This window comes from Bacillus spongiae (genome assembly GCF_037120725.1).
Classification (GTDB): domain Bacteria; phylum Bacillota; class Bacilli; order Bacillales; family Bacillaceae_K; genus Bacillus_CI; species Bacillus_CI spongiae.
Genome location: NZ_JBBAXC010000006.1, coordinates 79,431 through 93,051, shown reverse-complemented (window position 1 = coordinate 93,051; position 13,621 = coordinate 79,431). Strand labels below are relative to the sequence as shown.

15 protein-coding genes are annotated in these 13,621 nt (G+C 35.9%); all 15 read right to left on the bottom strand.

Features of this window, described 5'->3' with window-relative positions; translation table 11 throughout:
* Nucleotides 1-106 precede the first annotated feature (106 nt).
* The 15 genes from WAK64_RS08980 to WAK64_RS08910 all read right to left on the bottom strand — a co-directional run bounded on the left by WAK64_RS08980 (nucleotide 107) and on the right by WAK64_RS08910 (nucleotide 13,609).
* Nucleotides 107-880, bottom strand: a complete 774-nt coding sequence (locus WAK64_RS08980; RefSeq protein ID WP_336586784.1) for a CheR family methyltransferase — start codon at nucleotides 878-880, stop codon at nucleotides 107-109.
* 123 nt (nucleotides 881-1,003) lie between these two features.
* The gene (gene ndk, locus WAK64_RS08975; RefSeq protein ID WP_336586627.1) at nucleotides 1,004-1,450 is read right to left on the bottom strand and encodes a nucleoside-diphosphate kinase; all 447 of its coding nucleotides are present in this window, start codon (nucleotides 1,448-1,450) and stop codon (nucleotides 1,004-1,006) included.
* Between the two features lie 98 nt (nucleotides 1,451-1,548).
* Entirely contained in the window at nucleotides 1,549-2,511 is a 963-nt protein-coding gene (gene hepT / locus WAK64_RS08970; protein WP_336586626.1) for a heptaprenyl diphosphate synthase component II, read from the bottom strand.
* A gap of 6 nt (nucleotides 2,512-2,517) precedes the next feature.
* A complete protein-coding gene (locus WAK64_RS08965; protein ID WP_336586625.1) occupies nucleotides 2,518-3,234 on the bottom strand; it encodes a demethylmenaquinone methyltransferase in 717 nt (238 codons plus the stop codon).
* Nucleotide 3,235: 1 nt separating this feature from the next.
* Nucleotides 3,236-4,039: a heptaprenyl diphosphate synthase component 1 gene (locus tag WAK64_RS08960; RefSeq protein ID WP_336586624.1), complete on the bottom strand. Its 804-nt coding sequence runs from the start codon at nucleotides 4,037-4,039 to the stop codon at nucleotides 3,236-3,238.
* Nucleotides 4,040-4,611: 572 nt separating this feature from the next.
* The gene (gene folE, locus WAK64_RS08955; RefSeq protein WP_336586623.1) at nucleotides 4,612-5,178 is read right to left on the bottom strand and encodes a GTP cyclohydrolase I FolE; all 567 of its coding nucleotides are present in this window, start codon (nucleotides 5,176-5,178) and stop codon (nucleotides 4,612-4,614) included.
* 523 nt (nucleotides 5,179-5,701) lie between these two features.
* Nucleotides 5,702-5,974, bottom strand: a complete 273-nt coding sequence (locus WAK64_RS08950) for an HU family DNA-binding protein (protein ID WP_336586622.1) — start codon at nucleotides 5,972-5,974, stop codon at nucleotides 5,702-5,704.
* Between the two features lie 346 nt (nucleotides 5,975-6,320).
* Nucleotides 6,321-7,799 (bottom strand): stage IV sporulation protein A, encoded by a 1,479-nt coding sequence (spoIVA, locus tag WAK64_RS08945; protein ID WP_336586621.1) that lies wholly within the window; start codon nucleotides 7,797-7,799, stop codon nucleotides 6,321-6,323.
* Nucleotides 7,800-7,993: 194 nt separating this feature from the next.
* Nucleotides 7,994-8,704 carry a hypothetical protein gene (locus tag WAK64_RS08940; RefSeq protein WP_336586620.1) on the bottom strand — a complete coding sequence of 237 codons (711 nt, stop codon included), beginning with the start codon at nucleotides 8,702-8,704 and terminating at the stop codon, nucleotides 7,994-7,996.
* Between the two features lie 22 nt (nucleotides 8,705-8,726).
* Nucleotides 8,727-8,906, bottom strand: a complete 180-nt coding sequence (locus tag WAK64_RS08935) for a DUF2768 domain-containing protein (RefSeq protein ID WP_419465925.1) — start codon at nucleotides 8,904-8,906, stop codon at nucleotides 8,727-8,729.
* A 487-nt stretch (nucleotides 8,907-9,393) separates the two neighbouring features.
* Nucleotides 9,394-10,437 carry an NAD(P)H-dependent glycerol-3-phosphate dehydrogenase gene (locus tag WAK64_RS08930; RefSeq protein WP_336586618.1) on the bottom strand — a complete coding sequence of 348 codons (1,044 nt, stop codon included), beginning with the start codon at nucleotides 10,435-10,437 and terminating at the stop codon, nucleotides 9,394-9,396.
* Nucleotides 10,438-10,453: 16 nt separating this feature from the next.
* A complete protein-coding gene (gene der, locus WAK64_RS08925; protein WP_336586617.1) occupies nucleotides 10,454-11,764 on the bottom strand; it encodes a ribosome biogenesis GTPase Der in 1,311 nt (436 codons plus the stop codon).
* A 161-nt stretch (nucleotides 11,765-11,925) separates the two neighbouring features.
* Nucleotides 11,926-12,111, bottom strand: a complete 186-nt coding sequence (locus tag WAK64_RS08920) for a capping complex subunit for YIEGIA (RefSeq protein WP_336586616.1) — start codon at nucleotides 12,109-12,111, stop codon at nucleotides 11,926-11,928.
* Complete coding sequence (locus tag WAK64_RS08915) at nucleotides 12,108-13,004, bottom strand: YIEGIA family protein (RefSeq protein WP_336586615.1); 897 nt, start codon at nucleotides 13,002-13,004, stop codon at nucleotides 12,108-12,110. The genes WAK64_RS08920 and WAK64_RS08915 overlap by 4 nt, the downstream gene beginning before the upstream one ends.
* Nucleotides 13,001-13,609, bottom strand: coding sequence for a YphA family membrane protein (locus WAK64_RS08910; RefSeq protein WP_336586614.1), 609 nt, complete (start codon nucleotides 13,607-13,609; stop codon nucleotides 13,001-13,003). The genes WAK64_RS08915 and WAK64_RS08910 overlap by 4 nt, the downstream gene beginning before the upstream one ends.
* Nucleotides 13,610-13,621: the final 12 nt, after the last annotated feature.

The following is a 13,621-nucleotide window of genomic DNA, read 5'->3' as shown; positions in this document are numbered from 1 at the left end:
TATGTACAAATATATCATACATTTTATTATCTTACATCTATTTTCTAAAAAAATAAAAGCTGTTATTCGTATTTAACAGCTTTGTGTGATTATTTATATGATATTCCTATTGTTTACGATAAAAAAAAGTATCCTCCGATTCAAGCCCATACTTCCCAGGATTAAAAATTTGTTCTGTACTCCCAACAAAGAGCACACCTCCGGGTTTCAATGAACGGCTAAACTTTTTGTACAATATTTCTTTTGCTTCTTCAGTAAAATAAATCATAACATTGCGACAAACAATTAAATCATACCCTTGCTCAAAAGGATTAGATAAAAGGTTATGTTGTTTAAAAGTGACGCTTCCCTTGATAGGATCTGACACTTCATAAAAATCACCAGATTGTTTAAAATGCAATTCTTTTATATGATTAGGTACTTCATGTAAGGATCTAGAAGGGTAAACCCCCCGTTTTGCCTTTTGCAAAGCATATTGATCTAAATCAGTGGCTAAAACAGAAATTTTAGATAATGGCAACAATTGAGCCAACACCATTACGATTGTATATGCTTCTTCGCCAGTTGAACATGCAGCACTCCATATTTTTAATGGTCTATTATTGCTTAGTAAACGTGGGAATATCTTCTCCTCCAATACCTCCCAACGCTGTTGATTGCGATAAAATTCTGTAACATTTATCGTCATTCGATCTAAAAATTCATTTAATAGGTTTTCATTTTTTTGTAACGATTGAAAAAATGACCTAAAGGAGCTGTATCCTCTTTTTTCGTATAAAGAAGTCAGGCGTCTTTTCATTTGTGCTTCTTTATAAAGTGACAAATCTATTCCTGTTTTTTGATGTATTTGTTGAATAAAAACTTCATAATCTTTTACCATCATTAATCCTCACCTATAGCTTTATAGTTATAGTATAACGAAAAAATAGATGGGAGGGGGTTTTCACAAACATCACTAGACGAAAGCGCATACAAAAAGGACTCTAAAAGGAGTCCTTAAAAATTAATATACCCATTGATTTACTAGTTTGGAATATTCAAGCAATTCCTTCTCATCGAAAAAGATGCTAATTTCTCGTTTGGCACTTTCAGCTGAGTCAGATCCATGAATAATGTTTTTTCCAACAATCATTCCGAAATCTCCACGAATCGTTCCTTGTGCGGCATCTGCAGGATTTGTTGCTCCCATCATTTTTCGCGCTGTTGCAATGACATCTTCCCCTTGCCATACCATCGCAAACACAGGACCAGATGTAATGAAATCAACAAGTTCTCCAAAGAATGGGCGCTCTTTATGTTCTCCATAATGCTCTTCAGCAAGCTCTTTCGAAATGTGCATTAGCTTTGAGCCGGTAAGTTGAAAGCCCTTTTTCTCGAAACGAGAAACAATTTCACCTATTAATCCTCTTTGTACGCCATCAGGTTTCACCATAAGAAATGTTTGTTCCATTTTAATCTCCACTCCCCTATGTAAGTAGGCTGCATGTTACAGCCCACAAAAATAGTAACACTGTTTCGACTTTTTGACAACGTTTCCAATTAAAATTTCTAATATTTTCTTTTCCCAATAAAAAGAGCCATGTCTCGAAGTGTTTTCCTCGCCTTTATTTTCGGTAAATCTTCTAACTCTTTTAAAGCTTTACGTAAATAAAGTTGGCTGAGTTGGTGTGAACGTTCAATAGAGTCTGTACTCTTTATTTTATGTAAGACTTGATTAAATTCTAAATCGTCCATATGTTCATGAACTTGGAGGATGATAGATTTTATCTCCTTTTGTTCCATGGCATATAGAGTAGGAAGCGTCACATTTCCTTGTTTTAGGTCATCTCCTGCTGGTTTCCCGAGTTCTTTTTCTGTAGCAGTAAAATCTAAAATATCGTCTGTTATTTGAAATGACATTCCAACATTGTATCCAAACCGATAAAGACGACGGTGGATTTCTGGTGGAGCACCTGCAGCAATCGCTCCTAATTGACAACTTACCGCAATTAATAAAGCTGTTTTTCGTTTAATACGACGTAAATAGTTGCGTAAATGTTGGTCATATCGGTACTTGTCTTGAATTTGAGCTATCTCTCCGACACATACTTCTACAATGGTTTTAGATAAAATTTGATGAGCCTCAATGGAAGGAATCTTGGTCATGTAATCTAGAGATCGAGCAAAGATATAGTCACCGGTATACATTGCTACACGATTATCCCATTGTGCTTTGATTGTCGGTTGCCCTCTTCTTAATTCAGCGTCGTCAATAACATCATCGTGGACTAGCGAAGCCATATGAATAAGCTCAAGCGCAATTGCTACATTTTTAACTTTTTCAATATCATAGTCACCAAATTTAGCTCCTAACAAAACAAATACAGGACGAATACGTTTTCCCCCTGCTTGAAGTAAATGAAGAGAAGCTTCATTTAATAGCGTCGAATCAGACTGTATGGAATGTTCCAGCTCATTTTCAATATGGTCAATATCCGCCTTAAAAAACGAATACATTTTAGCTAATTTCATAACTATTCACCTAGCTTTATCGTTTTTCTTTCCAATGTGCATTGCAGCTACTCCCCCGCTGAAAGCTTTATAACTAACATCTTGGAATCCAGCCTTTTCAAAAAGATTAGAAAGCTCCTGCATTCCAGGGAAATCCCTTGCTGATTCCTGAAGCCATGAGTATTCTTTATAGCTCTTTGCAAACAGCTTTCCAAACATCGGCATAATAAATCGGAAATATATATTATATAACTGTTTATAACCAAACATAGTTGGTTGAGATGTTTCTAAACAAACTGCCATGCCACCTGGTTTTAACACTCGATTCATCTCTTTTAATACATGCAAATAGTCTGGTACATTTCGCAAACCAAAGCCAATCGTTACATAATCAAATGAATTGTCCTCAAAAGGTAATTCCATGGCATTACCATGTATTAAAGACACTTGATCTAAAGAGAGAGATTTTAATTTTTCCTCTCCTATACTTAACATATTTTCACTAAAATCTAACCCAACTACATTTCCTTCTTTCCCAACGGCTTCTCCTAGCGCGATCGTCCAATCAGCCGTTCCACAACATACATCAAGTGCACTGCTTCCCAATTGAACATTCATTTTCTTCATCGTTTCATTTCGCCACCGTTTATGTTGTTGGAAGCTAATTAAGCTGTTCATCTTATCATAATTTCCATATATTTTTTCAAATACGTTATGAACTTTTTGTTCTTTGGTTTGTGTCATTTTACCCTTCCTCTGCATACAAATTCGTCATAGCTGATGCCTGTGTGGCTAAAGAGAACGCTTCTTTCACGAAAGAATTATGAACTGCTTGACCACTAAAATGCAAATTCGTCGTTTCTTTTATTGCGTTTATTTTACCCTTTACTTCAGAGACAAGCTGTTGCTTTTCATTAATAGTGAGGGAATCAAGATTGTTTACCTTATCTGGAAAATATTGACCGTTAACATGATAGTACAAAGAAGACTGGTTTGTTTTCATAAATAGGTTTGTTTCCTTCTCCAACCGCTTCGCTAAAAGATAATCCGTAACCCTCTCTATATGTTTATCCTCATTGAAATGGGCGAAAAATGCTTGAATATGGGCTGTTTCTATATTCTTCACACAAGTAAACGCATCATAAGTGCTCAATACTTTTTGTTGATTCAACCGGATTTTGTTTTCATTTATAATTTTAATCCCAGAGGCAAGAGCTTGGATGAGTGCAAGGTTATCCATATTAGCGAGTATTTGATAATATAATCCACTAAAGTAATCCCCAGCTAAAACGGTTAGTTGACGATTGACTTGGGAAGCTTCTTCTTCTACTGAGACTTGATCATGGGTATTCAAAGCAATCTCAACCAGCATCGTTGTAGCGATGTATTTCATTTCCTTCAATTCAACATTCCCATTAAAAGGTATCATCAATATTTTCAACTTATCTTCATTAATATTCGGTGTTCCTAAATTTCTTTTTAAGAACGGATGCGTAAGTTGTTCTTCAATATAGTTTTTAATGGATTGTATACTAGTAGATATCGGCATACTTTCGAATCCCCATTTCTTCACATATGTATCTTTCAAAAACGTACCTGAACGTACTGACCATTATAACATAAACCCTATAGGTTCTGCGAATTGAATAGAATAAGTAAATTAATCAAATACGTAAGATTTTGAATATAAATAGCTGGCCACATCACTAAATTGATGCTTCCACTATATGACTCTTTACATTAATAGCACTGTTTTGTAGTTTGGAAAGGAATGCAGGAGGATTCTTCAAGAGTAAAAAAATGACCCCACTATTATACTGAAATCGAGAGGGATTTAACTCTAGTATATGAATTAATAGAGAGGAATATCTTTAGAGAAGCAATAGACAATGAATTAGGTCTGTTCTTGTTTTAGAAAATAAAAAGCTGCTCTTCAATATGAAAAGCAACTCAATATACAATGTTTCAATATATCAGAATCGTAGATTCATTCAACTTTTACCGTCAGTATTAAACCGTTGAACATTTCAGATTAGAGAGGCGTGTCAATTTTCTGCTCCTCTTCTACCCTAACCATCTAGTTCATAACCGTTTTTTTTCATCAATTAAATCCTCTATTCTTTAATTCTTAATGAACGATAAAATTTCTGAACGTGCTTGCGCGTCCTCTTTAAAGCTACCTCTAACCGCTGTTGTAACAGTCTTAGCGCCTGGTTTTTTCACTCCACGCATTGTCATACACATATGCTCCGCCTCAACAACGACCATGACACCATGAGGTTCTAGCTTTTCCATTATAGACTCTGCAACAGTTGAAGTGATTCTTTCTTGTAGTTGAGGTCTTTTGGCAACCGCTTCAACTGCTCTAGCCAACTTACTCAATCCAGTTACTTTTCCATTTCGAGGTATGTAGGCCACATGAGCATGTCCAAAAAATGGGACTAAGTGATGTTCGCACATAGAATAAAACGGAATATCCTTTACCAAAACTACCTCTTCATGATCTTCTGAAAAAATGGTTTCAAAATATTCACGTGGATCTTGATTTAGTCCTTGAAAAACTTCTTCATACATTTTTGCCACTCGCTTAGGGGTATCTAATAGACCCTCTCGATTCGGGTCTTCGCCAACTGCTTCTAAAATTAAACGCACCGCTTCTTCAATTTGCGTACGATTTACTTCTGCCATTGTTGTTCCTCCTATTTTACACCTAGTAGAACTAGCTATCTTAGTTTGAATAAAGATTATATTAGCATAACCAAAAAAACATAGCAAAAAGAAAAACTTACAAGCTAGCCAAAGTTGCTATAATCAACTGCTATTACAATGGTTTTTTCATACTTCAAATCCTTCCCAAAAAGGTGTTATCATTTAAAAACTAAATGATACAAAGCGAACCATAGACATGTAAAAAAACGCTGCCCTGGTTCAAATGCTAGAAGGTGTTCAGGTGGTGTAGACATTTGACCCAATTTACCAACCATATCAACCTATGCGCCACAAAACAACCCCACTCCACTAAAGATTATATACATCCTTTAGTTGGAATTGATTAAATTCACTGCCGTCCCTTTAATAAGGTGCACTTAAGCTTAGAACTTAGATAGAATAGAATCCTTTTTATCAAAGTATAGAGTAGGATCTATCTGTGTTATTCAGAAATAAAAAAAAGGCCACACATGTGACCTTTTTCTAAAAAAGATATGTAAAATTATTTTACAGCATCTTTCAGTGCCTTACCTGGTTTGAATGCAGGTACTTTACTTGCTGCAATTTCGATTTCCTCACCTGTTTGTGGATTACGTCCTTTACGTGCTGCACGCTCACGTACTTCGAAGTTACCGAAACCGATAAGTTGTACTTTATCACCGTTTGCTAGTGTGTTTTGAATAGATTCAAACACGGCATCAACTGCTTTCGTTGCATCTTTCTTAGATAGCTCAGTTGCTTCAGCTACTGCATTAATTAAATCTGTCTTGTTCATGCCATTCACCTCCTCCCAAAATAGTTAGAGTATTTTAGAAATCTTTTATTTGTTACATTTGTAAACAAATCGAGCGAATATTATACATACAATGTAAAAAAATACCGCATAAATATTGTTAAAAGCTTATTCAACAACAATTCCTTTAAAAGATTATCACATAAAAATAGTGATAGCAAGAATTATTCATGAAAATATGGGAATCTTTCCTTATATTCACTTCATTTTTAGATATTTTCCACTACCCAAAGAAAGAAAAAGAATATTTTCCCATCTAGCTTATTATATCACTTGAAAATTCCAAAGAAAAGCCCACTAACATATATATGCTTAGCGGGCTTAACAATTATAGAATTATGGCAATTAGCCCACCTGAACCTTCATTAATAATCCTTTCTAATGTTTCCTTTAATTTATATCGCGCATTTTCTGGCATTAATGAAATTTTTGCTTGAATACCCTCTCTCACAATTGAACTTAAACTTCTTCCAAATATGTCTGAATTCCAAATTGACAGCGGATCATCCTCAAAGTCCTGCATTAAATAACGAACTAGTTCTTCACTTTGCTTTTCCGTCCCAATAATAGGAGCAAATTCCGATTCTACATCCACTTTGATCATATGAACCGATGGTGCAACCGCCTTAAGTCTTACCCCGAATTTAGATCCTTGACGAATAATTTCAGGTTCATCTAAACTCATATCAGCTAGAGATGGTGCTGCAATACCATATCCTGTTTGTTTCACCATTTTTAAAGCATCTGCTACCTGATCATACTCTAATTTTGCATGAGCAAAGTCCTGCATGAGCTCTAATAAATGGTCTTTTCCACGAATTTCAACACCAACTATTTCTTTCAAAACTTCATCATACAATTCATCTGGGGCATGTAAATCAATTTCTGCTACTCCTTGACCCATTTCAATCCCAGCTAGCCCAGCGCCTTCAATAAATTCAAAATCACTAAAGTGATGAACCACTCTATCAACATCTCGAAGGCGTTTAATGTCCTTTACCGTTTCCTTTACCGCTTCTTGATAATTTTCGCGAAGCCAATGTTCTTCTTTTAACACCATAACCCAACTAGGGAGATTTACATTCACTTCTAATACAGGAAACTCAAACAACGCTTCACGTAAGACAGATAAAACATCCGATTCTCGCATGCTCTCTACACTCATTGCAAGTACTGGAATATCATATTTTTCTTGCAATTTTATTCGAAATTGCTCCGTTTCAGGATGATACGGTCTTGCTGAATTCACTACCATAATGAAAGGTTTTCCTACTTCTTTTAACTCTTCAATCACTCTCTCTTCAGATTCAATATAATCCGCTCTTGGAATTTCACCGATCGTACCATCCGTTGTTACCACCACTCCGATTGTTGAATGTTCCTGAATAACCTTTCTTGTACCGATTTCAGCTGCTTCATGAAATGGAATCGGCTCTTCATACCAAGGCGTATTAATCATTCTCGGCCCATTCTCATCTTCATAACCTTTTGCTCCTGGAACTGTATAACCAACACAATCAACTAAGCGAATATTTACGTCTAACCCTTCTTCAACGTGTATAGATGCCGCTTGATTTGGTACGAATTTTGGTTCCGTTGTCATAATGGTTTTTCCAGCTGCACTTTGAGGAAGTTCATCCTGAGTACGTGCTCTTTCCGCCTCACTTGCTATATTAGGGAGCACTACTAGTTCCATAAATTTTTTTATAAATGTTGATTTTCCGGTCCTGACAGCTCCGACCACCCCTAAGTAAATATCTCCACCTGTTCTCTCAGCAATATCTTTAAAAATATCTACCTTTTCCAAGAGATTCCCTCCCATCTTTATCCTCCAGGACATACCATTCGTGTATTTTAATGAACACTATATATCTATGACGTTGTCCTATTTTCTTATGACTATGATTATGAAGTTTTTATATTTTTATGACCTTCCTATTAAGGTAAAGGAAAAAAAATATCCCTTCTCATACAATATATTTTGTAAAAGAAGGGATAGAACTATTTCAGATTAAAGTCTGGTTCATTTTTTTCATTTAGGACATAGGGTAAGGAATACGCAGGAACGAAATGGGAGCCTTCTAGTAAAACAGACCTGATATCTTCTTCGTTGACAGTCTGTATTGACATCTTATCTTCAAGTTTCATATATATATCTTGGCGATAATCTACATAAAGGTCCCCCTTTCCCGTTATCACAAATGGTAAATGAACACCGGAGAAAGGACTTACCACGAAAGGATCTTCTTTATAGCCTAATTTTGCGAAATCCAGCGTATACACATTATCTCCAATTAGCTCTTTCATTGGGGGATAGCCTTGGGAGCGAATCCTCATTTGTATTTCTTTAATTTTTTCTGGAATTCTAAGGTCTATTAACTTCACTGTTGGATTTTCTTCTACATCAATTAAAACATATTGAAATATGCCACCTTTTTCAAAGGAATTACTAGGTGATGAAGCCATATATCGAGGTACTATTTTTGAAAAATCAATAGGATATTTTCGATACACTGGTGTGTCATGTTCTTTCGTTTTAATCGGCAATAATCCATTTTCTTCCTCTTTAAACTGATTTATTGCTGCTTGAACAGATTCAATTTGTTCTTCATATGGTATTTGATTTTGTGCTAATTGCTCTTCTGGATACAAACATCCTGATAAAAGAACCAACACCATCATTGAGACAAATGCTTGAGAAAACCGTTTCATTATTATACTCCTTTGAACCTCATTATCCGGTAGGGCCACTAAAAACAATATATATCATCGTCAACCCACCAATAAACATGAAAAAGTAGGCGATAAGAGCTGTAAAAAACTTTAAAAGTTTAGATGAAAACTTGTACCTACTCAAATAAATAATTAAGATTGAAAAAAACATAAAACCCATGGAGGCAAAAGATATCCACATTTTTGTCATTGATGACATTACTTAATACCCCTTTCTTTTTATCGATATGTATTATACCACATATCTAATTTCATCGTTTATTTCAAAAGAAAATCACCTTTATAACTGAATTTTCAATTATTCTGCTCAAGTTCCCTAGTCATTTACTACCAAAAAAGACGTAATCAAGCTTGGCTGTATGGTTTCCAAAAAAAATGAAGCAAAGGGGGCGCTTTGCTTCAATCCTAACATTATGACTTTACCCATCCTGACTTTCAGCCTTATTGCATTTACTACACTTGCATAGTATGCGTAAAATCGAATGTTGGCAACAGCTAATTTCCTAAACAAAGTTCTTGCATAATAGATTCGGTGCATTTCAATTACTGTCATGTTAGAGGCAGTAAATATAAAATCCTCCTCGATAAGACAGGTATCATGCCACTAATTACTCCAATGAAACATTAAGATACTATACTGTCACCTAAGGTTAAATACGACCGAACAATTATTTTTCTTCCATGAATTTGTATAATTCTTCCATTTCATGCTTTTTGTTTCTTCCCATTAGATTATCTAATGCGTGTTTAGGGTCTTCTCCCTCAAATAGGACGTTATAAAGCGCTTCCGTTATTGGCATATTCACTTCGTATTTTTTAGCTAATTGATGTGCTGCCTTCGTTGTCCGAACACCTTCAACGACCATCCCCATATTTTCGAGCACTTCTTCTAACCTGTACCCTTTACCGAGCATATTGCCTGCTCGCCAGTTTCGAGAATGTACGCTTGTACAAGTAACGATTAAATCCCCTATACCAGTCAAACCGGAGAACGTTAATGCATTGGCTCCCATTTTAGTACCAAGTCTAGCAATTTCTGATAAACCTCTCGTAATAAGCGCTGCCTTTGCATTGTCACCGTACCCTAAACCATCCGTTACTCCTGCAGCCAATGCAATAATGTTCTTTAAAGCTCCACCTATCTCCACTCCTACTATATCAGGATTCGTATACACACGAAAATGTTGATTCATAAAGAGATCCTGAACCATTTCCGCAGCTTCAATGTTTTTCGATGAAGCTGTTACTGTAGTAGGGTGGCGTAGACTCACTTCCTCAGCATGACTTGGTCCAGAAAGAACAACAACGTCCTTTCTATTCTTCGCATCCATTTCTGCTTCAATCATCTCACTAATACGTAAATGCGAGTCTGGTTCGATTCCTTTACTCACATGGACAATAGTGAGTGGCGCCTCTTGTACTTTTTGAACATTGGCCACTACTTCTCTTATAGCTTTTGTCGGTACGGCTAGCACAACCGTTTCTACTCCGTTTATAGCCGATTGTAGAGATACATACCCTTTAATATTGTGAGGAAGGGTAATATCAGGAAGATATTTACTATTCATATGTTTATCGTTAATCTCTTGAATATGGTCTTCATTATTTCCCCATAAACGAACAGAATGTCCATTATCGGCTAACACAAGTGCTAGAGCTGTCCCCCAACTCCCTGCACCTAACACTGTTACTACTTTTTTTGCCTGTACCATTACATCACCTGCTTTTTTATTTTCTTGCTCTTGGAATTATTTTTATTGGTGTTCCTTCAAAGTTAAAAGTATCACGAATTCGGTTCTCAAGAAAGCGTTTATATGAAAAATGTAATAATTCAGGTTCATTTACAAAAACGACAAATGTAGGAGGCTTCACTGCAACTTGTGTTGCATAATAAATCTTAAGACGCTTCCCATTATCAGTTGGGGTTGGATTCATTGCAACCGCATCCATGATTACATCATTCAGTACACTAGACTGAATGCGAAGTGAATGGTTTTCACTTGCCATATTAATCATTGGTAGGAGAGTATGCAAACGTTTCTTCGTTTTAGCTGACAAGAAAACAACTGGTGCATAGCTTAAAAATTGAAAATGCTCTCGAATATTCTCTTCAAAGTTCTTCATTGTCTTTTCATCTTTTTCTATTGCATCCCACTTATTCACTACAATGACAATTCCTCGACCCGCTTCGTGAGCATAGCCTGCAATTTTCTTATCTTGCTCCCTAATACCTTCTTCTCCGTTCAATACAATTAGTACAACATCAGAACGATCGATAGCGCGCAAGGCACGTAAGACACTGTATTTTTCAGTAGACTCATATACCTTTCCTTTTTTTCTCATTCCTGCGGTATCGATAATTACGTATTCTTGGTCTTGGTATGAATAAGATGAATCTACTGCGTCTCTAGTTGTCCCTTCAATATCACTTACAATGACTCGTTCTTCTCCAAGTATCGCGTTAACTAACGAAGATTTTCCAACATTCGGACGACCGATTAACGAGAATTTAATTACTTCTTCACCGTATTCGTTTTCACTTTTATTCGGAAAATGATTAACGACTTCGTCCAACATATCACCTAAGCCAACACCATGAGAACCTGAGATTGGATAAGGCTCTCCAAAGCCTAATGCATAAAAATCATATACCATTTCACGCATATCTGGATTGTCTACTTTGTTAACAGCTAAAACAACTGGTTTCTTTGAACGATATAAAATTTTTGCTACTTCTTCATCAGCTGCTGTTACACCTTCACGTCCATTTGTCATAAAAACAATGACATCTGCTTCATTAATAGCAATTTCAGCTTGCTGGCGAATTTGCTCTAAAAATGGTTCATCCCCTATATCAATACCACCTGTGTCAATGATATTAAATTCATGAGTTAACCACTCTCCACTACTATAAATTCGGTCTCTTGTCACACCTGCTACGTCTTCCACAATTGAAATTCTTTCTCCAACTATTCGATTAAAAATTGTTGATTTTCCAACATTGGGCCTACCAACAATCGCAATGACTGGTTTCGACAAAATGTCTCACCCTTTCTCTAACACAATATATTTTTAGCGTTTCTTTTTAAATTATTATTTTCTGAATCAATTTCCCTTATTATAAAAAGAAGCCCTTCCAAGTAAGAAGGGTTAACTACATTATTCTAACAGTAAATGAGTATTCTAGCAATCTTCATTCATTAATGCTTCACAATGACATAAAGGTCATCCGTTAATTCGTGAGCAATCCCATCCAAAATCGCTTCTAAATTTGCCGCTATTTTTTCACATTCTGTTGTTGTGTCGCAGTGAAATACGGCCGTACCACTAGGAACTTTATTAGGATTTGTTGTTATGGCGGCTAAAATATATTTTTCTACATTCATTTTAGCTTTCTTCCTTTCTTATTTGCTTTAGACTCTGTTGGCATTCGAATCGCGTTTTCTAAGGTTGGCACCTGCTGAAGTATGGCGATCGCCTTTTCAACGTCTTTTTCTTGAGGAAGGACAAAAACCCCGACTCTACCATCGTCTAAATCTCTTTTAGCTAAAGGGACTAAAGCTGGAGTGCCAGAGTCTCGATATACCCCAAGCGCAGTAGAAATATCATGTAAAATAGCCTGACGCTGACCTAGATTTGCAATAGTAGACCTTGCATTAAAGTTGATTGGTTTTAATAAAAATCCCATTCCATACCGTAATACTTCTTCTTGTCGTTCTTTTAAACCAATATTCATGATGTATATATCATCTACATACAGTCCTGGCCCTTCAAATCGAGGTTCTATGTATTCAATTTCAACAATATCTTTTAACCTTCCACCTGACATTAACTTTCTAGACAAAAACAGCGCCAATAACCCGAAAAATAAAGCAGCATATACATTCCATGCCAAATAAGCAAACGTTGTGATAAATGATGTAAAGATAACTAAATAGTTTCGACTTTCAAAAGCAAGAGCTACTCCTTCAATGTAGGTTGCTCCTCTCGGAACTAATTCATAGGCATCAAGTTCTGTTAATGTGTTCCTTTCCATATTCCGAACATCCCTAAATTGTGATGCTGCTAAGGTTAAAAAAGTGATAGCTGTAAACTCTTCTTCCATTATCGCGGGAACAGCTACTGTCCCAAGTCCAGCAGCAATAAATCCTAATGCGATATGAATAATTTTCCCATGAAGATAGGTAGGGTACTGCCGGTAGTCTGTTCGAAGCATATACATTCTAGTAAAGGTACCAATAACAACACCGAACATAATGGGATAGACATATTCATTCATAATTGGTTTGTTTTCTCCTTTTCCATTGGAATTTTTAACTGCAACCTCTGAATTAATGAGGAAAGGTACGTAATAGAAAATGAAAAGATAATGGTTATATATATAACATCCAAAAAGGACTTATCTCCTACAGCATGTGAGAGGCCATATGGCGCAAGTGTATTATAGGCTAGCACCTCTCCTAACATTCCACCACCAATGAGTGCAATAGGCCATTGATTATTTCTTTTATAAAATAACAAATATAGAATGATAGCCAGAAGCAATGCCAATAATAAACTCCTGTCAAAAATTATCCATATTGGGTCGTATACTTCAATAAATCTAAACCCAGCATAGAAACAACCTATCGTCCATACAGAGATAAGTAAAAATAGTTTTTCATCTAGGGAATAATTAGCTAATACGATGAATAAAAAGATTCCCATTATAATAAAAGGTCCATTGAAAATCATATTACCGATCATCACTTTATAAGGTGAGACAATGATTTGTGCGAGCGAAAAGCTTGCTATCATAAATCGGTACGGTTTGTTTTTGTCTAAAATAAAAGTTGCAAATACCCATATAAACCAAATAGACCATAGAAACATATAACCTTCCATACTTTACCTCCT

Bases quoted from the DNA above. Each gene is read 5' to 3' on its own strand.
- WAK64_RS08980 (WP_336586784.1), bottom strand. From the start codon at position 880: ATGGTAAAAGATTATGAAGTTTTTATTCAACAAATACATCAAAAAACA.
- ndk (WP_336586627.1), bottom strand. From the start codon at position 1,450: ATGGAACAAACATTTCTTATGGTGAAACCTGATGGCGTACAAAGAGGA.
- hepT (WP_336586626.1), bottom strand. From the start codon at position 2,511: ATGAAATTAGCTAAAATGTATTCGTTTTTTAAGGCGGATATTGACCAT.
- WAK64_RS08965 (WP_336586625.1), bottom strand. From the start codon at position 3,234: ATGACACAAACCAAAGAACAAAAAGTTCATAACGTATTTGAAAAAATA.
- WAK64_RS08960 (WP_336586624.1), bottom strand. From the start codon at position 4,039: ATGCCGATATCTACTAGTATACAATCCATTAAAAACTATATTGAAGAA.
- folE (WP_336586623.1), bottom strand. From the start codon at position 5,178: ATGGCAGAAGTAAATCGTACGCAAATTGAAGAAGCGGTGCGTTTAATT.
- WAK64_RS08950 (WP_336586622.1), bottom strand. From the start codon at position 5,974: ATGAACAAGACAGATTTAATTAATGCAGTAGCTGAAGCAACTGAGCTA.
- WAK64_RS08940 (WP_336586620.1), bottom strand. From the start codon at position 8,704: ATGAAACGGTTTTCTCAAGCATTTGTCTCAATGATGGTGTTGGTTCTT.
- WAK64_RS08935 (WP_419465925.1), bottom strand. From the start codon at position 8,906: ATGTGGATATCTTTTGCCTCCATGGGTTTTATGTTTTTTTCAATCTTA.
- WAK64_RS08930 (WP_336586618.1), bottom strand. From the start codon at position 10,437: ATGGTACAGGCAAAAAAAGTAGTAACAGTGTTAGGTGCAGGGAGTTGG.
- WAK64_RS08920 (WP_336586616.1), bottom strand. From the start codon at position 12,111: ATGAATGTAGAAAAATATATTTTAGCCGCCATAACAACAAATCCTAAT.
- WAK64_RS08915 (WP_336586615.1), bottom strand. From the start codon at position 13,004: ATGAATGAATATGTCTATCCCATTATGTTCGGTGTTGTTATTGGTACC.
- WAK64_RS08910 (WP_336586614.1), bottom strand. From the start codon at position 13,609: ATGGAAGGTTATATGTTTCTATGGTCTATTTGGTTTATATGGGTATTT.